A 21,021-nucleotide genomic window follows, 5' to 3' on the forward strand; every position below is an offset into this window, starting at 1 on the left:
TCTGGAAAGCCCTATTGCGAGCCGACCGGCTCAAGCCGGAGGCGGCGTATCTCTATTGCCGGGCAGCGGTCCATGACGACCTTCAGGCCAGCCGCCTCGGCGCGGGCGGCGGCGGCTTCGTTCACCACGGCCAACTGCATCCAGACCGCCTTCGCGCCCGCCGCTATGGCGTCGTCCACCGCTTCGCCCGCCGCCTCGCTGCGGCGGAAGATGTCGACCATGTCGATGGGCACGCCGATGTCCGACAGGCTGGCCCAGACGAACTCGCCATGCACATGCTCGCCCGCAATCTGCGGATTGACCGGCAGCACGCGATAGCCATGGTCCTGAAGGGTCTTCATCACGCCGTAGCTCGGCCGATCGGGGCGGTCGGAGATGCCGACCAGAGCGATGGTGCGGGTTTCGTTCAGCAGATCGGCTATATCCTGGTCGGCGGTAAGCGGCATGGGGCGGTCCTTCCTGTTGCTGGGACATGGGAAGGACGCGGGAGGGGCGCAAGCCGTTCCATCGACATGATGGCGGGGTGCGTGCAGGGGTGGCTGGACCCTGCGCCCCTTCCTCCGTCATGCTGAACGTGTTTCAGCATCCATCGTGCCTCCAGGCGCCTTGGCCGCATGGGGAGAAATGGATGCTGAAACACGTTCAGCATGACGATGGGGGATGGGCTGTCCTGCTGTTCCATCGGGCAGCCTTGCCGCCAACCCCGTCCTCCCAGCGAAGGCTGGGATCTCAGGCGATAGGGCGCGGCGTAGCCTCACGAGATCCCAGCTTTCGCTGGGATGACGAGAGAAGAGGCTGGGACGACGGAAGAAGGGATGTCAGCGCCCGTCCCGCAACCATGCGGCCACCTTCTCCGCAATGGCGCGGAAAGCCGCGCCGTGCGCGTCGTCGCCCGCTGCCGGGGGATCGCCAGCGTCGGACCGGCGGCGAATGTCGATGGCGAGCGGTATCCGGCCGAGGAAGGGCATGCCCATCTCCCCGGCGGCGGCTTCCGCGCCGCCCTGGCCGAAGGGGTCCGACACCTCCCCGCAATGGGGGCAGGCATAGCCCGCCATATTCTCGACAAGGCCGATCATCGGCACCTGCGTCTGTTCGAACAGGCTGACGGCGCGGGTGGCGTCGATCAGCGCCAGATCCTGCGGCGTGGAGACGATGACCGCGCCGACCGGCTTGTGCTTCTGCACCATCGACAATTGCACGTCCCCGGTGCCCGGCGGCATGTCGACGACCAGCAGTTCCATGTCGCCCCAATCCGCCTCGATCAACTGGGCCAGGGCATTGCCCGCCATCGGCCCGCGCCAGGCCAGCGCCTTGCCCGGCTCCACCAGATGCCCCATGGACAGCATCGGAACGCCAAAGGGGCTTTGCACCGGAATGAGCTGCTTGTCCCTGGCCTGCGGCTTCCTGTCCTCGCTGCCCATCAGCCGCGCCTGCGACGGGCCGTAAATGTCCGCGTCGACCAGCCCGACCTTCACCCCCAGCCTTTGCAGCGCGACAGCGAGATTGGCCGACAGGGTCGATTTGCCCACCCCGCCCTTGCCCGACGCGACGGCGACGATCTTCAACGGCTTGCGCTCGGCGGTCATGGCGATGCGCACGTCGTCGACGCCCGGCACGGTCAGCGCGCCTTCGCGGATCGCGGCGGCAACGGCGTCGCGCTGCTCCGGCGACAGGCCCGCCACGTCCAGCGCCAGCGACATCACCCCGTCCTTGAGGCGCGGCGCGCTGGCGCGGCCGTCGGTCAGCGTTTTCAGGCGGGCGGCGAAATCTTCGAGCTGGGTCATGGCAGGCCATCTAGGGACTTTCCCCGTCCGGCGAAACCGGCAGGGGGCCGTTTTTCTTGGCCGCCGACATCATTCGAAACAATAATCGTTGCGAAGGGCACTGTTTTTCGCCGGAGAGCCTACCTATAGAGGGGGCATGAAGAGATTTTTCGGGTGGATGCCGGGCATAGCGAGCGCCATGGCCCAGGGTCCGTGGGGCGGCAAGAGCGACGGGCCGGACGGCAATGACGGCCAGGGCAGGGACGGCGACGGCAAGGGGAGCGACGGACCGCGCAACCCCTGGACCCAGCCGGGCCGCCCCGGCGCCAAGGGCCCTTCCGCGATCGAGGAACTGCTCCGCCGCAGCAAGGAGAGCTTCGGCCAGGGCGGGGGCGGCTTCGGCAATCTGCCGCCGCGCCCCTCCGGCAAGGCGCTGTGGCCAGCCGCCATCGGCATATTGGTGGTGCTGTGGCTGGTCCTGACCTGCTTCCACCGCGTCGGCCCGCAGGAGCGCGGCGTCGTCACCCTGCTCGGCAAGTACAGCCGCACCCTCTCCCCCGGCATCAGCCTGACGCTGCCCGCCCCGCTGGAAAATGTGACGACCGTCGATGTCGAGGAAATCCGCACCATCGACATCGGGTCGACGCGGGCGGAGAGCGAGAATCTGGTGCTGACCGGCGACCAGAACATCATCGACCTCGCTTATTCGGTGCGCTGGAACATCCGCAGCCCGGAACTTTACCTGTTCCAGCTTTCCGACCCTGACTCCTCGGTGCGCGAAGTCGCCGAAAGCGCGATGCGCTCGGTCGTCGCCAGCGTCAGCCTGGAGGATGCGCTGGGCGCGGGCCGCACCGAGATCGAGCAGCAGGTCGAGCAGCGGATGCAGGAGATATTGGACGGCTACAGGTCCGGCATCCGCGTGCAGGGCGTCGCCATCAAGCAGGCCGATCCCCCGACCGCCGTCAACGACGCGTTCAAGGCCGTGTCTGCTGCGCAGCAGACCGCCCAGACCTATCTCAACGAAGCCCGCGCCGCCGCGCAGCAGGTGACGGCCAAGGCGCAGGGCGAGGCCGCCGCGTTCGACAAGGTGTACGAGCAGTACAAGCTCGCGCCCGACGTGACCCGCCGCCGCATGTATTATGAAACCATGGAGGGTGTTCTGTCGAACGTCGACAAGACCATCGTCGAGGGCGGCAATGTCACGCCCTATCTGCCCCTTCCCGAACTCAGGCGCAGGGCACAGGGCGGCGCGCCGCAGGGCAGCGCGACCGTGGAGGGCCAGTGATGCAGAGCCTTGTCCGCCATCCCGTCGCGCTGGCGCTGCTGGCCATCGCCGCGCTGCTGCTGGTCGGCAGCACCATCGCCATCGTGCCCGAAACCAAGCAGGGCGTGATCGTGCGCTTCGGCGATCCCAAGAAGATCATCAACCGATACCGCCCGAACGAGGATTTCGGCAAGACCGGCGCGGGCGTCATCCTGCGCTGGCCGTTCATCGACCAGATCGTGTGGATCGACAAGCGCGTGCTGTCGGTGGAGATGGAGCGGCAGCAGGTGCTGTCCACCGACCAGTTGCGCCTGCAGGTCGACGCCTTCGCCCGTTACCGCATCGTCGATCCGCTGCGCATGTATATCGCGGCGGGCAGCGAGGAGCGGGTGTCGGACGCGCTCCGCCCGATCCTGGGTTCCGCGCTGCGCAACGAACTGGGCAAGCGGCCCTTCGCGGCGCTGCTCTCCCCCGAGCGGGGCCAAGTGATGGACAATATAGAGGCCGGCCTGAACCGCGTCGCCCGCCAATATGGCGCGCAGATCGTCGACGTGCGCATCAAGCGGGCCGACCTGCCCGACGGCGCGCCGCTGGAAAGCGCCTTCACCCGGATGCGGACGGCGCGGGAGCAGGAGGCGCTCACCATCCGGGCCCAGGGGGCCAAGCAGGCGCAGATCATCCGCGCCGAAGCGGACGCCAACGCCGCCCGCATCTATTCGGACAGCTTCGGCAAGGATGCGCAATTCTACGATTTTTATCGCGCCATGCAGGCCTATCGCTATACGTTCGCCCCGGATCGGCAGGGGTCGACCGCCATGGTCCTCTCCCGCGACAATGATTTCCTGAAACAGTTTCAGGGGCGTTGATTTCATTACGGAACCCGCGTCATTCAATGAGGGTTAAGACTAGACGGCGCATCCCGCTCATCGCAGAGTCCCGCCTTTCCTTCGCCAAGTTCATGAGAGGACCGTCACGAGTGCGTTACGCTTATGCCATTACCGGCGCCCTGCTGCTCGGCGGCACCGCCATCGCCGTTACCTCCAGCCCGAATGTCGGCGCCCAGGTCGCGCAGAATGAAGGCATGCAGGCAGCAGCCCCCGCCGGCGCCCCGGCCAGCCTGGCCGACATGGTCGAAAAGCTGCAACCGGCCGTGGTCAACATTTCCACCAAGCAGCGCGTGCAGGTGCAGAATCCCTTTGCCGGCACGCCGTTCGGCGACCTGTTCGGCGCTCCGGGCGGAAGGCCGCAGACGCGCCAGGCGCAATCACTGGGGTCGGGCTTCATCATTTCGGCCGACGGCTATATCGTCACCAACAACCATGTGGTGTCCGCCGGCGCCGAAGGAGCCAGCGTCGATTCCATCACCGTCACCCTGACCAACAGCGAGGAATATCCGGCCAGGCTGGTGGGCCGCGATCCCGCGACCGACATCGCCGTGCTGAAGATCGAGCCGAAAAAGGCGCTGCCCTTCGTCAAGTTCGGCGACAGCACCAAGGCGCGCGTGGGCGACTGGGTGATCGCCATCGGCAACCCCTTCGCCCTGTCGGGCACGGTGACGGCGGGCATCATCTCCGCCGTGCATCGCGGCACCGGCGGCACATATGACAAGTTCATCCAGACCGACGCCTCGATCAACCAGGGCAACTCCGGCGGCCCGATGTTCGACATGCGCGGCAATGTGATCGGCATCAACAGCCAGATCCTCTCGCCCTCCGGCGGCAATGTCGGCATCGGCTTCGCCATCCCGTCGGAACAGGCGGCGCCGATCGTCGACACGCTGCGCAAGGGCCAGGCGGTCAAGCGCGGCTATCTGGGCATCCAGATCAGCCCGCTGGGCGAGGATCTGGCCGATTCGCTCGGCCTCGCCAAGAATCGCGGCGAATTCGTCCAGGGCGTGGAGCCGGGCAAGGGCGCGGACAAGGCCGGGATCAAGGCGGGCGACGTGATCGTCAGCGTCGCCGGCCAGGAAGTGACGCCGGACCAGAATCTCTCGTCCATCGTCGCTTCCCAACCCATCGGCGGCCGCGTCCCCATCGTGCTGCTGCGCAACGGCCAGCGCCAGACCGTCACCGCCGTGGTGGGCGAACGCCCGTCGGAGGACGAACTGAACGCCTTCGCTCAGAGCCAGGATGAGGATTTCAGCCAGCAGCCGAACAACCCGTCCAACAACGGGCAGGCCAGCCAGCAATCGCTGGGCATTTCGGCCATTCCGCTGACCTCCACCATCATCCGCCAACTCGGCATCGCCGCCGATACGCGGGGCATCGTGATCACCGCCGTCGACGGATCGACCGATGCGGGCGCCAAGGGCCTGCGCCGCGGCGATGTGATCATCACCGCGAACAACCGGCCCGTCGCGACCCAGGCGGACCTCGACGCGCAGGTGAAGGCGGTGTCGGCGCAGGGCCGCAGCGCGATCCTGCTTCAGGTGCTGCGGCGCGGCCAGCCCGCCGTGTTCCTGCCGGTGCGGCTGCGCGACAAATAAGGGCGCGCTACGCGCGACAGGCAAGGAACTGAAAACCAGCCGATCGTTACGGGTCGCGCTTGCCGGAAGCCCCGCCTCCCCTTTACAAAGGGGCGGCAGACTCCGGTGGGCGCGGCCCGTCACCTTTTGGGAGAATGACGCGAGATGAGCGACGGCATTTTCATCGGCCTTGGCGCGCCGGACAAGGTTGGCGGCATCCCGCAGACGCTGAACCTGCGCCGGGCCAACCGCCACGGGCTGATCGCGGGCGCGACCGGCACCGGCAAGACCGTGACGCTGCAGGGCATCGCAGAAAGCTTCTCCGCGCTGGGCGTCCCCGTCTTCCTCGCCGACGTGAAGGGCGACCTGTCTGGCATTTCCATGGCCGGTTCCCCCACCGCGAAAAATGCCGACAAGCTGGTCGCCCGCGCGCAGGAGATCGGCCTCGACAATTACAGCTATGCCGACAATCCCGCCATCTTCTGGGACTTGTACGGGCAGCAGGGCCATCCCGTCCGCACCACCGTCAGCGAGATGGGGCCGCTGCTGCTGTCCCGCCTGATGGGTCTCAACGAAACGCAGGAGGGGGTGCTCTCCATCGCCTTCAAATATGCCGACGAGCAGGGCCTGCTGCTGCTGGATCTGGGCGATCTGCAGGCGATGCTGGCCTATTGCGCGGAAAATGCCGACAGCCTGTCCGCCCAATATGGCAATGTGACCAAGGCCAGCGTCGGCGCGATCCAGCGGCAGCTGCTCCAGTTGGAAAGCCAGGGCGGCGACCATTTCTTCGGCGAACCCGCGCTCGACATCCACGACATGCTGAAGGTGGATGAGAAGGGGCGCGGCTATGTCAACATCCTCGCCGCCGACAGGCTGATGCAGAGCCCGAAGCTCTACGCCACCTTCCTGCTCTGGCTGCTGTCCGAACTGTTCGAGACGCTTCCCGAAGTGGGCGATCCGGACAAGCCGGTGCTCGTCTTCTTCTTCGACGAAGCGCATCTGCTGTTCGACGACGCGCCCAAGGCGCTGACCGACAAGATCGAGCAGGTGGTGCGACTGATCCGATCCAAGGGCGTGGGCGTCTATTTCGTGACGCAGAACCCCATCGACATTCCGGAGGATGTGGCGGGCCAGCTTGGCAACCGCGTCCAGCACGCGCTGCGCGCCTTCACCCCCCGCGACCAGAAGGCGATCAAGGCGGCGGCGGAAACATTCCGCATCAATCCGGACCTGAATGTCGAGACCGCCATCACCGAACTCAAGGTGGGCGAGGCCCTGGTGTCGCTGTTGCAGGAGGACGGCTCGCCCGGCATCGTGCAGCGGACGCTGATCGCCCCGCCCCGCTCGCGCCTTGGCCCGCTGGACGCGAAGGAGCGGGCGATCATCCAGTCGATTTCGCCCTGCGCGGGCAAATATGACGCGACCGTCGACCGCGAGTCCGCCGAGGAGATATTGGCGGCGCGGGGTCAGGCCGCCGCAGCCGCCGCGCAGGCCGCCAAGGCGCAGGCCGAAGCCGACAAGGCCGCCGCCGCCCAGGCCAAGGTGGAGGCGAAGCAGCGCGAGGCCCAGCTCAAGGAACAGGCCCGGCAGGAAGCCGCCGCCGCCCGTGAAGCCGCCAAGCCGTCCGGTTTCGACAAGGCGATCCAGTCCGCCACCCGATCTGCCGCGTCGTCGGTCGGGCGTCAGGTCGCCAATGAACTGGGCCGCGCCGTGTTCGGCGGGTCCAGCCGCAGGTCGGGCGGAATCGCGGGCCAACTGGTGCGCGGCATATTGGGCAGCCTGTTCAAATAAGCGGAGGGGAGAAACGCCATGCGAAAGACGATCATCTGCATCCTGGGTCTGGCGTCGGCGGGCCTGGCGCTCCCCGTCCATGCGCAGGCCCTCCATGCGCAGAATCGGCGCGACCTGCACCGCGCCGTAGACGCCGCCATCGCCAGCGACATCGCCCGCGACCGCCAGGCCGAACGCGACGCGAAGCGCCAGCCCTATGTCTCCCCCGGCTATGGCACGATCCGCACCGCCGCGGCGGCGCGCAACGCCTGCGCTGCCAAGGCGCGGGAAGAGGCCGGGCCGGGCGCGAAGATATTGGGCCGCGTGGCCGCCAGCACCATGTCCACCGGGTGGGAAGTGGAAGGCGAAGTCTCCGGCGGCCGGGGGTCGGTGCCCTTCGTCTGCTCGGTGCGCAACGGGTCGGTCAGCGGGATCATGCTGCACGCGCCGGATTGAGGGGGTTGGGGGGGGAAGCCGTCATTCCTCCTTCCGTCACCCCGGACTTGATCCGGGGTCCCGCTTTTCCCTCTACACTGCCTCGTCCAAGGCAGCGAGACCCCCGATCAAGTCCGGGGTGACGGAAACTGATGACCGTAACGGGCCAATAACGACCACCCCTCCACATCCCCAATCCCCCGCCCCACCTAAAAGCCAAACCTTCCCCGCCCCAAATATTGCTGCGCCTTTTCTCTACTCGCTCGGTTGCGAAACCCGCTGCGCAGGCGCTAAAGGAGGGGTGCCATGCACAGCCCCTCCATTCCCCGCCACCCTCTGCGCTTCGGCAATTTCCGCGCCTATCTGCTGGGCCGGCTGACGGCGGTGCTGGCGCAATATGGCATGATGATCGTGCTGGCGTGGCAGGCCTATAATGTCGCCCGCGAAACCATGAGCACCGGCGCCGCCGCCGCCCAGCTTGGGCTGATCGGCCTGGCCCAGTTCCTGCCGCTTTTCTTCCTGACCCCCGTGACCGGATGGGTGGCGGACCATTTCGACCGCCGCATGATCACCCGCTTCACCCTGCTGCTGCTGGTGCTGGCGTCGGGCACGCTGGCCTTCGCCACCTATGAGGGCTGGGTCAGCCTGCCGCTGATCTTCGGCATCGCCGCCATCGTCGGCGTCGCCCGCGCCTTCAACGGACCGGCCTACAGCGCGCTCGCCCCCAATCTGGTGCCCCGCGAGGTGCTGCCCAACGCCATCGCCATTTCCAGCGTCGTCTGGCAGGCGGGCATGATCGCCGGGCCGGCGCTGGGCGGCTATGCCTATGCGGCGCAGCCCTGGGGCGCCTATGCGCTGGCGTCGGGCCTGTTCGCCGTCGCCCTGCTCTGCATGCTGCTGATCGGCCCGGTGCCCCAGCCGCCCCGCGACACCAGCCGCCATCCGGTGCGCCAGATGATCGACGGCCTGACCTATGTCCGCACCAACCGGCTGGTGCTGGCCACCATCACGCTGGACCTGTTCGCGGTGCTGCTGGCGGGCGCGACCGCGCTGCTGCCCGTCTATGCCCGCGACATATTGCATGTGGGGTCGGCAGGCCTGGGCCATCTCGCCGCATCGCCCGGCATCGGCGCGGGCGCCACGGCCCTCTTCTTTTCCTTCCGGCCGATGAGGACGGAGGTGGGCCTGAAAATGCTGGGGGCCGTCATTCTGTTCGGCATCGCCACCATCGTCTTCGGCTCCACCGCCTTCCTGCCCCGCGCCATTGCGCCCGAAGTCGGCATTGCGGCGCTGGTCCTGCTGGGATCGGCCGACATGGTGTCGGTCTATGTCCGGCAGTCGCTGATCCAGCTTCACACGCCGGACGAGATGCGCGGCCGCGTGTCCAGCCTGTCGCAGCTCACCATTTCCGCCTCCAACGAACTGGGGGAGGCGGAATCCGGCTTCCTCGCCGCGCTGGTCGGCCCTGTCGCGGCGGTGATCGGCGGCGGGATCGGCGCCATCGCGATAACCCTGATCTGGGCGAAGCTCTTTCCAGAACTCCGTCTTGCCCGTACCTTCGACCCACCCGAAACAAGGGCGGCCGAGTCCACGCAGGAGCCAAAATCCATTCAGGAGATAGCGCAATGAAGGCATCCAGCATCTTGGAAACCATCGGCAACACGCCGCATATCCGCGTAAACCGGCTGTTCGGGGACGCGCCAAAAGGCACGGAAGTGTGGATCAAGTCCGAACGGTCCAACCCCGGCGGGTCGATCAAGGACCGAATCGCCCTGTCGATGATCGAGGCGGCAGAGGCGTCGGGCGACCTGAAGCCCGGCGGCACCATCATAGAGCCGACATCCGGCAATACCGGCGTCGGCCTGGCCATGGTGGCGGCGGTCAAGGGATACAGGCTGATCCTGGTCATGCCCGAAAGCATGAGCCTGGAGCGCCGCCGGCTGATGCTGGCCTATGGCGCCAGTTTCGACCTGACGCCGCGGGAAAAGGGCATGAAGGGCGCGATCGAGCGCGCGCTGGAACTGGTCGAGCAGACGCCCAACAGCTGGATGCCCCAGCAGTTCGAGAACCCCGCCAATATCGACGTCCATGTCCGCACCACGGCGCAGGAGATCGCCACCGACTTCGCCGACGCGCCGCTCGATGCGCTGATCACCGGCGTCGGCACCGGCGGCCACATCACCGGCGTGGCGCAGGTGCTGAAATCGCTCTGGCCCCATCTCAAGGTCTATGCGGTCGAACCGACCCTGTCCCATGTCATCAGCGGCGGCCAGCCCGGCCCGCACCCGATCCAGGGCATCGGCGCGGGCTTCATCCCGGCGAACCTGCACACGCAGTTGCTGGACGGCGTGATCCAGGTCGATCCGGCCGACGCCAAGGAGTTTGCCCGCCGCGCCGCGCGGGAGGAAGGCGTGCTGGTGGGCATATCCTCCGGCGCGACGCTGGCCGCCATCGCCCAGAAGCTGCCGGAACTGCCGGCGGGCAGCCGCGTTCTGGGCTTCAACTATGACACCGGCGAACGCTATCTGTCGGTGCCCGATTTCCTGCCCGAATAAGGCCGGACGCAGGCAAGAGCCGGAACGGGCATGAACGACGCACATCTCGGCATCCAGCCGCATCGTTCGATGTGGCTGCTCTGGCCCCTGCTGTTCGTCGGCCTGCCCGCCCTGGTCGCCGCGTGGGAGGCGCGGGTGCCACCGGGCAAGGCGCGCCTGGAGGCGGTCGCCGCCGCCCGGTTCAGGCGTCCCGCGACGCCTCCGCCGGCGGTTGCCCCGGTGGAGGTCTATGCCCTGGAGCGCGACCAGGCGCGGGCGCTGAACGCCGCCATTCCCTTCTCCCGCCTGCCCAATCCGGCGGCGCGGCCATTCATCTTCTCAGGATCGCCCGTCGACCTTGCCCGCGCCACGGACTGCCTGGCCGCCGCGCAGCTTTACGAGGCGGGCGACGATGCCGTGGGCGAGCGGGCCGTCGCGCAGGTGGTGCTGAACCGCGTGCGGCATCCCGCCTTTCCCAAGACGGTCTGCGGCGTCGTCTTTCAGGGACAGGAACGGGCGACGGGGTGCCAGTTCACCTTCACCTGCGACGGCGCGCTCGCCCGCGCGCCGACCCAGGCGGCCTGGGAAAGGGCGCGGGACATCGCCCGGTCGGCGCTGGCGGGCAAGGTCTACAGGCCGGTCGGCTACGCCACCCATTATCACACCGACTGGGTGGTTCCCTATTGGAGCGGCAGCCTGGACAAGATCGCGTCGGTCGGCACTCATCTCTTCTTCCGCTGGCGGGGCTGGTGGGGCACGCCCCCCGCCTTCCGCCGCGCTGGCGAGAGCGGCGAGCCGCTGGTGCAGCGCATCGCGCGCTTGTCCTCCGCGCATCAGGGCGATCCGGCCGCGCCTGCCGGCCCGTCGCCGCTCATCCTGGCCGGCAGCACGGTGACCGATCTCGCCGCCAGGCCGCAACAGATGATCGGGGCCGATTCGCTGGGCCGGACGATGGCGGGCGTGCGGCTGATCGCCATCGCGCCGGGGGCCAGGAGCTTCCTGGTCGAACTGGGGCGCACCGCCTCGCCCGACAATTGGCCGGCCATGGCCCAGACCTTTTGCGCCGGGCGACCGGAATGCCGGATCATGGCCTGGCGGACAGGGACTGCGCCGGGCGGCCTGCCCTTGTCGGGCGACCAGATGGAAAGCATGGCCTTTGCCTATATCCACAACAGCGCCACGGGATTGCAGCGATCGCTCTGGAACTGCTTTCAGACACCGCGGGGCAACAAGGATGAATGCATGCTCCAGCGCAATCCCAGGGCGGCGGTTCCCGCGCCGCCCGCCGCCGCCCCGGAACTGGCGGGCGTGCGCCGGAAGGAACGCTTCGAAGTGGTGAAGATCGCGCCGCCCTCACCGGCGGTCACGGCGCCCGCCCAACCGTGAAGGCGCGCCGCGTCACGCCCTTTATTCCATGTCCTCGAACCCGCTCAGGCGCGGCAGCGCGCCGATGCGGGCGACCAGTTCGGACTGGCGGCTGCAATCCAGCTTCACATAGATATTCTTGATCTGCGTCCGCACCGTGTTGAGTGCGACGCCGCGTTCCTGCGACAATTCCTCCAGCCCCCGTCCCTGGCAAAGCGCCTCGGCCACCTCCGCCTCCGCCCTGGTGAGGCCGTATAGGGCGCGGATGCGGCTGGAAAGGCTCAGATCGCGGTCGGCCGGATCGGTGACGATCGCGACGATCTGCCGTTCCGTGCCGACGCGCACTGCGGCGATCGACAGCACATAGGGCAGGCCCCGTTCGCGATGGACGAAGATCGCGCTTGCCTGCCCGCCCTGGCGCGCGGCCGCGGCGCGGAAGGCCGCCTGCAGCGCTTCGTCGTCGCGGGGGTCGAGCGCCTTCAACTGCCGCTGGCGCAGGCCGAGCGCATCGCCCCGGCGCAGCAGCGCGTCCGCCAGGCGGTTGCAGTCGATCAGCGCGCCGTTGGGACGCAGGGTGAAGACGGCGTGGCCCACCATGTCGAGCGTCGCGTGCAGCGATCGGCCATGATGACGGGCGCGGTCCAGCTTGCTGCGGATTGCGAACATGCGGCCGATATGACCGATATTGTCCTGCATCGCCCGCACCTCGCCCTCGCTGAAGGGCTTTTGCGCTCGGCCCCGGTGCAGGCCGATATGGCCGGTCGTCCCGTCCTTCTGGATCACGCCGCCCAGGCAATGGAAAGTGTCGTCGCCCATGCCCCTGATCCACTCATTATAGATCCGGCTGTCCTCATAGGCCCGGATGGGCACAAGAGCCTCCACATTCCAGACGCGGTTGATCGCCTCCGCCCGGTCCAGCGCGACGCCCCAGATGTCGTCGCCCTGAAACTCCTCGTCGTAAAGCGCCATTTGCGCGTCGGAGAAATAGCCGGAATAGGAAATTTCCGCGACATGCTGGGGCGTGCGGCCCCAATGCAGGACGCCCGATCGCGCGCCGACCGCATCGGCCAGCGTCGCAGCCAGCCGATCGAACGACTCATCGTCGGTCGCCGCGTCGTAGATTTCCTCCGTCCGGATCACAGCCTTGTCCATTCTCCCCGATTTCCCGATACGGGATATACGCAAGCGCACCTCGCCGCATTGCACAAATCGGACATTCCCCGTTCAAATCACTGGAAAAACCGATAAGGCTGCTGCCGTGCCGCGCCCCTTGCACCCCTCTCCCCGTCCTTCGACAGACGGCGGCTGGCCTCCGGTCCTTGCCCTGGCGGCGATCACCCTGCTGGTCCAGGGCGGCACGCTGATGTCGCTGGGCGTGCTCCTTCCCGGCATGGCGGCCGATTTCGGACAGGCAGGCGGCGGCATCACCATATTCCTGCTGGCGATGAGCCTGGCCAGCCTGACGGTCGGCTGGGCCTTGGGCAAGGCGGGGGTCCGCCCGGTGCTGCTGATCGGCATTCTGCTGAGCGCGGCGGGCTTCGCCCTTGCCGCCATGGCGCAGCAGCGGCCCGTCCTGATGGCGGGCATGGCGTTGTCGGGCCTTGGCGTCGGCGCATCGACCATCGTGCCCGGCATCGCTGTCATCACCCGGCATCATGTCGCGCGGCGCGGACTGGCGCTCGCCATCTTCCTGGGCGCCGCCGTCGCCGCAGGGGCGGTGGTGCCGCCCCTTGTCGGCGCGGCCATGACCTGCTGGACATGGCGCGCGGCCATGCTGCTCTGCGCCGCGGCGATCATGCTGGCCTGCCCTCCGCTGGTCCTGATCGTGCCCGGCGGGCGGGCGGATGTCGCGCCGGAACCGGCGGCGGGTCGGGACGCGCCATGGAGGGCGTTGGGCAGCGGGAATTTCCGTCGGATCCTGTTGGCCATGACCCTGTTGCAGCTTGCCATCAACGGCGTGCTGTTCGCGGCGGTGGACTGCCTGATGACGCAGGGCCTAGGCCAGTCCGGCGCGGTCCTGGCCTATAGCAGCGCCAACCTGGTCGGCCTGCCCGCGCTGCTGGCGGGCGGCATGCTGGCCGACCGCATTGGCGCGCGGCGCAGCCTGATCGCCACGGCGCTGCTGCTGGCGGCGGGGACGATGGCATTGCTGGGGGCCGGCATGATGGGCATGGCCGGGGTCTGGCTGTTCGTCCTGCTCTGGGGCGTCGCCAGCGCGCTGCCGGGCCAGTCCGGATCGATGCTGCTGGCCGACGTCGTGAAGGAGGAGGCGTTCGCGCGCCTGCTGGGCCTCAACACCGCGGTGGTCAGCCTGCTGGGCGCGTTGGCGCCGCTCTGGACCGACCAGATGCGCGCTGCGGGCGGCGGCTATGGCCTACCCATATCGGTCTATGCGGCGCTGGCGCTGGCCGCGGCGCCGCTCATCGCGTCGGTACGTCCGTCAAAGGCCGATGCTGGCTGACAGGCCGACGGTGCGCGGCCTCTGCGTCATTTCGCGCAGGGGCGATCCGGTCGCCGGCACCAGTTCCGCATTGCGATAGAGCACCGTCCTGCTGTCCAGCAGATTGTCGGCGAAGGCGGACAGGTGCCATCCGTCCCGGCCGATGCCCAGGCGCAGGAACAGCAGGTCGCTTCCTTCGCCCGCATAGACGCGTGGATCATAGGCGGTGGACCGGGTCGAGGGCGCGCGGCGGAAACGTCCGGCATGCCGCCATTCGGTCCGGACGAACCCCTCCAGCCGTCCCGGCAGCGTGAAGCCATATTCCGCCGCCATCGTCCCCGACCAGCGCGGCACATAGGGAATGCGGTCCCCCGCAGCGACGATGCCCGCGCCCGGAGGTCCGACATCGCGGCGGAAGCGCGCATCGACGAAGCCCAGCGAAAAATCCAGCGCCAGCCGCCGCGACGGCTCGCTCCGCAACGCCAGCTCGACGCCCCGGTTGCGCGCCGCGCCCAGATTGTCGACATAGGAAAAGCCGCAATTGGGCAGGGTGACGGACTGCTGTATGCGTCGCCAGTCGATGCGGAAGGCGGCCAGCGACAGGCGAAGCCGCCGATCGGGCAATCCCGCCTTCACCCCCGCCTCGTAGCTCCAGAGCGAATCGGAGCCATAGCTGTCCGGCGCGGCGGCGCGGCCCAATGCGGAGAGATCGGCCGCGCAACCGTTCGCCGGCACCGCTCCATTGGTTCCCCCGCCGCGAAAACCCTTGCCCGCGCTCAGATAGACCAGGCTGTCGCCCCCCGGACGCCAGGACAGGGCGGCATGGGGGATGAGGGGCGTGTCGCTCTGGCGTCGGGGGCCGACCGCATTGCTGCCGCCGGCGAAAGGCCCCTCCGACATCAGGCGGAAGCGCAAGGGATTATGCGACAACCGCAGGCCCCCCGTCACTTCCCAGCGGGGCGCAAAGGCCCAGTTCACCTGTCCGAAGGCCGCCAGGCTGCGCTCGCGAATCTGCTGGCGGCTGTGATAGCTCTGCCCGCCCGGCAGCAGCGGCAGGCCGAAAATCTCCTCGACCGACAGGCCCAGTTGCGATTGCGCCAGATCGGCGATCCCCGGCTCCACCACCCCCTGTTCCATGGCGATCCGCGAACGGCTGTAGAAAGCGCCGACGAGCCAGCGGACGGACGCCTGCGGATCGGCCGACGCGACGCGCAGTTCCTGCGTGAAAACGGCCTGGTCGACCGTCGTGCGGCTATAGCTGCCGCCTGGGGTGCGGATACCGGGAACCATGCCGCCCAGCACGATCTCCCCGAAAAAGCCGGAATAGTCCACGATCTGGCGGTTGCGGCGATCCAGCCATGCGGTGACGCCGGTAAGCGTGGCGCCGCCCAGGTCCATCCGCGCGGTGAGGCTGGGCAGAAGCAAGCGGTCGCGGCCCGGCTGGCGCAGGCTGGCGGACTGGCGGAAGGGGCCGAGGCTGCTTTCGTAAAAGGGCAGGTCGCCCCGCGCCGTTCTTTGGTAGAAAAGCGACGGCGTCAGCTCCAGACGATCGCCCAGGGCCGCCTTCACGGCGAAACGCAGGCCCAGCGTCGCGTCATGATCGACATTCCGGGCCAGCAAAGCGCCGGAGGCGGGATCGAACCGATCGACGACGCCCGCGTCGCGGCGATGATAGGCGCTGATGCGCGCGCCGATCCGGCCGGGCACTATCGCGCCGCCCAACGCCGCCTGCACTTCGCGGCCAAGCCCCCCGCCCCTGACGGACGAAAGCTCCGCGCCGGCCCATGCATCCAGGCCTTCCAACTGGGGCTGCCGGGTCAGCACGCGGATCGTTCCGCCCATGGAATCGGCGCCGAACAGCGTGCCCTGCGGGCCGCGCAGCACCTCCACGCGATCAAGGTCGAAACGGCGCAGGTCGGGATTGCCCGCCACCTCCAGCGACCGGATCTGGACAGGGACGTCATCGACATAGAGGCCGACCGTGGACGCGCCGATGGGGGAGAAGACGCCGCGCATGATCGGCTGCTGCGCGCCGAAGGCGCCGACCGTGGGCATGGCGAGATTGGGCACGACCCCCGCCAGGTCGGCCAGCCGCGCGACGCCGCGCCGTTCCAGGTCGGTCGCATCGAGGCGGACGAGGCTGATCGGAACCGCGTCCTGCGCTTCGGCCACGCGGCGGGCCGTGACGAAGACGATCCGCCCCTGCGCGCCCTCGCCTTCATCCGCCTGCGCATGGGCAGGCGCCATGGCCAGCGCCGATACGCAGCACAGGCGGGCCCATTGCTTCACGGCAGGCGCGACGATGGCGGAAAGGGTTGAATGACGGCGGGAATCACCCCATCTCTCTACAGCAACGACCCTTGGCGGCAACCAGCCAGAATCAAGCCGCCTGCCCCCTTCACAAAGGGGGACATGGGGCCTATATGCACCTTTCAAATCCGGTTCCGGCCTTGCCTTCGGGCAAGGGGGGAACCGTCCCCCGGATCGCCCGGGGACCGGCTTCGTTTAGCGCACGGAACCGGCGGGATTGGGCGAAAACGGCGGGTCACAGGACGCTGACAGTGCGGATCGGACAGTCCCGGCCCGCACTTTTTTGCGTGGCGATGATGGGGCGAATCACCCCTGAAATCGCCAGGCCAGGCTGAATTTTCGCTGCGATGCGAAAAAATGCGACGAACAACCAGGCAGGATACGCAATGGCGACCAAGGCTCTCCCGACGATCAGCAATACCGGCGCGAAGAAGCGCATCAGAAAGGTATTCGGCGACATCCACGAAGTGGTGCAGATGCCGAACCTGATCGAGGTCCAGCGGGAGAGCTATGAGCAGTTCCTGCGCTCCGACCCCAAGATCGGCTATGTCTCCGGTCTGGAAAAGACGCTGCGCAGCGTTTTCCCGATCCGCGACTTCGCCGGCACCGCCGAGATGGACTTCGTCCATTACGAGCTGGAAGACCCGAAATATGACGTCGAGGAATGCCGTCAGCGCGGCATCACCTATGCGGCGCCGATGCGCGTCACGCTGCGCCTGATCGTGTTCGAGGTGGATGCAGACACCGAAACCCGCTCCGTTTTGGACATCAAGGAGCAGGACGTTTACATGGGCGACATGCCGCTCATGACGCAGAACGGCACCTTCATCGTCAACGGCACGGAGCGCGTCATCGTGTCGCAGATGCACCGCTCGCCGGGCGTGCTGTTCGACCATGACCGCGGCAAGACCCACTCTTCGGGCAAATATCTGTTCGCCGCCCGCGTGATCCCCTATCGCGGCAGCTGGCTGGACTTCGAATTCGACGCCAAGGACATCGTCAACGTCCGCATCGACCGCAAGCGCAAGCTGCCGGTCACGGCGCTGCTCTATGCCCTGGGCCTGACGCCGGAGGACATGCTCGGCTATTTCTACAACAAGGTGACCTTCGTGCGCGGCGAAGGCGGCTGGCAGATCCCCTATACCGCCGAAGCCTGGCGCGGCCAGAAGCCCGCCTTCGACATCGTCGACGCCAAGTCGGGCGAGGTCGTCTTCGCCGCCGGTCACAAGATTTCGCCCCGCGCCGCCAACAAGGCGGAGAAGGACGGCCTGGAAACCCTGCTGATCCCGACCGAGGAAGTCTATGGCCGCTACAGCGCCTATGACCTCATCAACGAGGCGACCGGCGAAATCTATATCGAGGCGGGCGACGAAGTGTCGCCGGAAAATCTCGAAAAGCTGGACAAGGCGGGCATCGACCGGCTGGAACTGCTGGACATCGACCATGTCACCACGGGCCCGTGGATCCGCAACACGCTGAAGGCCGACAAGGCCGAGGAGCGCGACCAGGCGCTGGCCGACATCTACCGCGTGATGCGCCCCGGCGAACCGCCGACGAAGGAAACCGCCGAAGCGCTGTTCGCGGGCCTCTTCTTCGATCCGGAACGCTATGACCTGTCGGCCGTGGGCCGCGTGAAGCTCAACATGCGCCTCGACCTCGACGCCGAGGATACCGTCACCACCCTGCGGACCGAGGACATTCTTGCGGTCGTCAAGGAACTGGTGAACCTGAAGGACGGCAAGGGCGAGATCGACGACATCGACAATCTCGGCAACCGCCGCGTCCGTTCGGTCGGCGAATTGCTGGAGAACCAGTATCGCGTCGGGCTGCTGCGCATGGAGCGCGCCGTCAAGGAACGCATGTCGAGCGTCGACGTGTCGACCGTGATGCCGAACGACCTGATAAACGCGAAGCCCGCCGTGGCCGCGGTGCGCGAATTCTTCGGCTCCAGCCAGCTTTCGCAGTTCATGGACCAGACCAACCCGCTGTCGGAAGTCACCCACAAGCGCCGCGTGTCGGCGCTTGGGCCGGGCGGCCTGACCCGCGAGCGCGCAGGCTTCGAAGTCCGCGACGTCCATCCGACGCATTATGGCCGCATCTGCCCCATTGAAACGCCGGAAGGCCCGAATATCGGCCTGATCAACTCACTGGCTACCTTCAGCCGGGTGAACAAGTACGGCTTCATCGAGACGCCTTATCGCAAGGTGATCGACGGCAAGGTGACGAACGAGGTCGTCTATCTGTCCGCGATGGAAGAAGCCAAGCACACCATCGCGCAGGCCAACGCGGAACTGAACGCCGACGGCACGCTGGCGGAAGACCTGATCTCCGCGCGCGAGGCGGGCGAATTCCTGATGGCGCCCAAGGATCATATCACCCTGATGGACGTCAGCCCGAAGCAGCTCGTTTCGGTCGCGGCCTCGCTCATCCCCTTCCTGGAAAATGACGACGCCAACCGCGCCCTCATGGGATCGAACATGCAGCGTCAGGCGGTTCCGCTCGTCCGGGCCGAAGCGCCCTTCGTCGGCACCGGCATGGAGGGCACGGTCGCCCGCGACTCAGGCGCCGCCATCGCGGCGCGTCGTGCGGGCATCATCGATCAGGTCGACGCAACCCGCATCGTGATCCGCGCCACCGGCGACATCGAACCCGGCCAGTCGGGCGTCGACATCTACACGCTGCAGAAGTTCCAGCGTTCGAACCAGGACACCTGCATCAACCAGCGTCCGCTGGTGAAGGTGGGCGACCTGATCGAGGCGGGCGACGTCATCGCCGACGGTCCGTCGACCGAGTTCGGCGAACTGGCGCTGGGCCGCAACACGCTCGTCGCGTTCATGCCCTGGAACGGCTACAACTATGAGGACTCCATCCTGATCTCCGAACGGATCGTGAAGGATGACGTCTTCACCTCGATCCATATCGAGGAGTTCGAGGTCATGGCCCGCGACACCAAGCTGGGTCCGGAAGACATCACCCGCGACATCCCGAACGTCGGCGAGGAAGCGCTGCGCAACCTCGACGAGGCGGGCATCGTCTATATCGGCGCCGAGGTGGAGCCGGGCGACATCCTGGTCGGCAAGATTACGCCCAAGGGCGAATCGCCGATGACTCCGGAAGAAAAGCTGCTCCGCGCCATCTTCGGCGAAAAGGCGAGCGACGTGCGCGACACCTCGCTGCGCCTGCCGCCGGGCGTCGCGGGCACGGTCGTGGAAGTGCGCGTCTTCAACCGCCACGGCATCGACAAGGACGAGCGCGCCATGGCGATCGAGCGGGAGGAAATCGACCGCCTCGCCAAGGACCGGGAGGACGAACGCGCCATCCTGAACCGCGCCACCTTCAACCGCCTGCAGGAAATGCTGCTAGGTCAGGTCGCCGCCGCCGCGCCCAAGGGCATCAAGAAGGGCGTGGAGATCGACGAAGCGCTGCTGGCCGAGGTCGAGCGGCATGAATGGTGGAAGTTCGCGGTCGCGGACGACGCCCGCCAGGCCGGGATCGAAGCGGTCAAGGCGCAATATGACGAAGCGGTGAAGCTGATCGTCGAGAAGTTCGAGGATCGCGTCGACAAGCTGCAGCGCGGCGACGAACTGCCGCCGGGCGTGCTGAAGATGGTCAAGGTCTTCGTCGCGGTGAAGCGCAAGCTGCAGCCGGGCGACAAGATGGCGGGCCGTCACGGCAACAAGGGCGTCATTTCCCGCATCCTGCCCATCGAGGACATGCCGTTCCTGGAGGACGGCACCCATGTCGACATCGTGCTCAATCCGCTGGGCGTGCCGTCGCGCATGAATGTCGGGCAGATCTTCGAGACGCATCTGGGCTGGGCCGCCCGTGGCCTCGGCCAGCAACTCAAGCATGCGCTGGAGGAATGGCGCGAAGCCAATCCGAACGCTCAAGGGGGCGAGATGCCGGACGCGGTGAAGACCCGTCTGCTCGAAACCTATGGGCCGCAATATGCCGATCAGATCGAAGGCCGGACGCCGGAACAGATCGTCGACCTCGCCGAACATCTGTCGCGCGGCGTGCCGATGGCGACCCCGGTGTTCGACGGCGCCCGCGAAGCCGACGTGTCGGCAATGCTGGAGCTGGCGGGCCTGCACTCCTCAGGTCAGTCGGACCTGTATGACGGCCGCACGGGCGACAAGTTCGACCGCAAGGTGACCGTGGGCATCATCTATATGCTGAAGCTCCACCACCTGGTCGACGACAAGATCCATGCGCGTTCCATCGGCCCCTACAGCCTCGTCACCCAGCAGCCGCTGGGCGGCAAGGCTCAGTTCGGCGGCCAGCGCTTCGGCGAGATGGAGGTGTGGGCGCTCCAGGCCTATGGCGCCGCCTACACGCTGCAGGAAATGCTGACGGTGAAGTCGGACGACGTGGTCGGCCGCACCAAGGTCTACGAGGCGATCGTCAAGGGCGACGACACGTTCGAGGCCGGCATTCCCGAAAGCTTCAACGTGCTGGTCAAGGAGATGCGCTCGCTGGGCCTCAACGTCGAACTCGCGTCGATGGACGAGATCGAGGACGACGACGGCTTCGCGCAGGCGGCCGAGTAAGCCGGACCATGGAATCACCGTTCGTCCTGAGTAGCCATTGAGCGAAATGGCGTATCGAAGGACTCTTCGATACGGGCCTTCGACAAGCTCAGTCCCTACTCAGGGCGAACGGACGGAATTTGAACC

The 21,021-nt window shown here is 67.2% G+C and carries 14 protein-coding genes; 10 read left to right on the plus strand and 4 right to left on the minus strand.

The window, feature by feature from the left end:
• Positions 1–11: 11 nt before the first annotated feature.
• Both SIDU_RS09240 and SIDU_RS09245 read right to left on the minus strand, forming a co-directional pair.
• Positions 12–446 carry a CoA-binding protein gene (locus SIDU_RS09240; protein ID WP_007687084.1) on the minus strand — a complete coding sequence of 145 codons (435 nt, stop codon included), beginning with the start codon at positions 444–446 and terminating at the stop codon, positions 12–14.
• A 372-nt stretch (positions 447–818) separates the two neighbouring features.
• The gene (locus tag SIDU_RS09245; protein ID WP_233431895.1) at positions 819–1,586 is read right to left on the minus strand and encodes an Mrp/NBP35 family ATP-binding protein; all 768 of its coding nucleotides are present in this window, start codon (positions 1,584–1,586) and stop codon (positions 819–821) included.
• 334 nt (positions 1,587–1,920) lie between these two features.
• Here SIDU_RS09245 and hflK point away from each other — a divergent pair, with 334 nt between their 5' ends.
• The 8 genes from hflK (at position 1,921) to SIDU_RS09285 (ending at position 11,616) form a co-directional block, all read left to right on the plus strand.
• Positions 1,921–3,048, plus strand: coding sequence for an FtsH protease activity modulator HflK (gene hflK, locus SIDU_RS09250; RefSeq protein ID WP_007687080.1), 1,128 nt, complete (start codon positions 1,921–1,923; stop codon positions 3,046–3,048).
• Positions 3,048–3,893, plus strand: a complete 846-nt coding sequence (gene hflC / locus SIDU_RS09255) for a protease modulator HflC (protein ID WP_007687078.1) — start codon at positions 3,048–3,050, stop codon at positions 3,891–3,893. Before hflK ends, hflC begins: the two co-directional genes overlap by 1 nt.
• 110 nt (positions 3,894–4,003) lie before the next feature.
• Positions 4,004–5,512, plus strand: coding sequence for a Do family serine endopeptidase (locus SIDU_RS09260; RefSeq protein ID WP_007687076.1), 1,509 nt, complete (start codon positions 4,004–4,006; stop codon positions 5,510–5,512).
• A gap of 144 nt (positions 5,513–5,656) precedes the next feature.
• The gene (locus tag SIDU_RS09265) at positions 5,657–7,282 is read left to right on the plus strand and encodes a helicase HerA-like domain-containing protein (protein WP_007687075.1); all 1,626 of its coding nucleotides are present in this window, start codon (positions 5,657–5,659) and stop codon (positions 7,280–7,282) included.
• 18 nt (positions 7,283–7,300) lie between these two features.
• Positions 7,301–7,717 carry a hypothetical protein gene (locus tag SIDU_RS09270; RefSeq protein WP_007687073.1) on the plus strand — a complete coding sequence of 139 codons (417 nt, stop codon included), beginning with the start codon at positions 7,301–7,303 and terminating at the stop codon, positions 7,715–7,717.
• Positions 7,718–8,002: 285 nt separating this feature from the next.
• On the plus strand, positions 8,003–9,325 hold the full coding sequence (locus tag SIDU_RS09275) for an MFS transporter (RefSeq protein ID WP_007687072.1): 1,323 nt from the start codon (positions 8,003–8,005) through the stop codon (positions 9,323–9,325).
• Positions 9,322–10,251 carry a cysteine synthase A gene (cysK, locus tag SIDU_RS09280; RefSeq protein WP_007687070.1) on the plus strand — a complete coding sequence of 310 codons (930 nt, stop codon included), beginning with the start codon at positions 9,322–9,324 and terminating at the stop codon, positions 10,249–10,251. The genes SIDU_RS09275 and cysK overlap by 4 nt, the downstream gene beginning before the upstream one ends.
• 30 nt (positions 10,252–10,281) lie before the next feature.
• The gene (locus SIDU_RS09285) at positions 10,282–11,616 is read left to right on the plus strand and encodes a cell wall hydrolase (protein WP_007687069.1); all 1,335 of its coding nucleotides are present in this window, start codon (positions 10,282–10,284) and stop codon (positions 11,614–11,616) included.
• A 21-nt stretch (positions 11,617–11,637) separates the two neighbouring features.
• Here SIDU_RS09285 and SIDU_RS09290 read toward each other — a convergent pair whose 3' ends face one another.
• Positions 11,638–12,747 carry a helix-turn-helix transcriptional regulator gene (locus SIDU_RS09290; RefSeq protein ID WP_007687067.1) on the minus strand — a complete coding sequence of 370 codons (1,110 nt, stop codon included), beginning with the start codon at positions 12,745–12,747 and terminating at the stop codon, positions 11,638–11,640.
• 106 nt (positions 12,748–12,853) lie between these two features.
• Between SIDU_RS09290 and SIDU_RS09295 the strand changes: the two genes are divergently transcribed.
• Positions 12,854–14,056 carry an MFS transporter gene (locus tag SIDU_RS09295; RefSeq protein ID WP_233431808.1) on the plus strand — a complete coding sequence of 401 codons (1,203 nt, stop codon included), beginning with the start codon at positions 12,854–12,856 and terminating at the stop codon, positions 14,054–14,056.
• Here SIDU_RS09295 and SIDU_RS09300 read toward each other — a convergent pair.
• Positions 14,036–16,324, minus strand: coding sequence for a TonB-dependent receptor (locus tag SIDU_RS09300; protein ID WP_233431809.1), 2,289 nt, complete (start codon positions 16,322–16,324; stop codon positions 14,036–14,038). The two genes, SIDU_RS09295 and SIDU_RS09300, sit on opposite strands and share 21 nt — an antisense overlap.
• A 407-nt stretch (positions 16,325–16,731) precedes the next feature.
• On the opposite strand from SIDU_RS09300, the gene rpoB reads away from it, so the two are divergent.
• Positions 16,732–20,895: a DNA-directed RNA polymerase subunit beta gene (rpoB, locus tag SIDU_RS09305; RefSeq protein ID WP_007687062.1), complete on the plus strand. Its 4,164-nt coding sequence runs from the start codon at positions 16,732–16,734 to the stop codon at positions 20,893–20,895.
• Positions 20,896–21,021: the final 126 nt, after the last annotated feature.

It is taken from the genome of Sphingobium indicum B90A (assembly GCF_000264945.2).
Taxonomy (GTDB): Bacteria; Pseudomonadota; Alphaproteobacteria; order Sphingomonadales; family Sphingomonadaceae; genus Sphingobium; species Sphingobium indicum.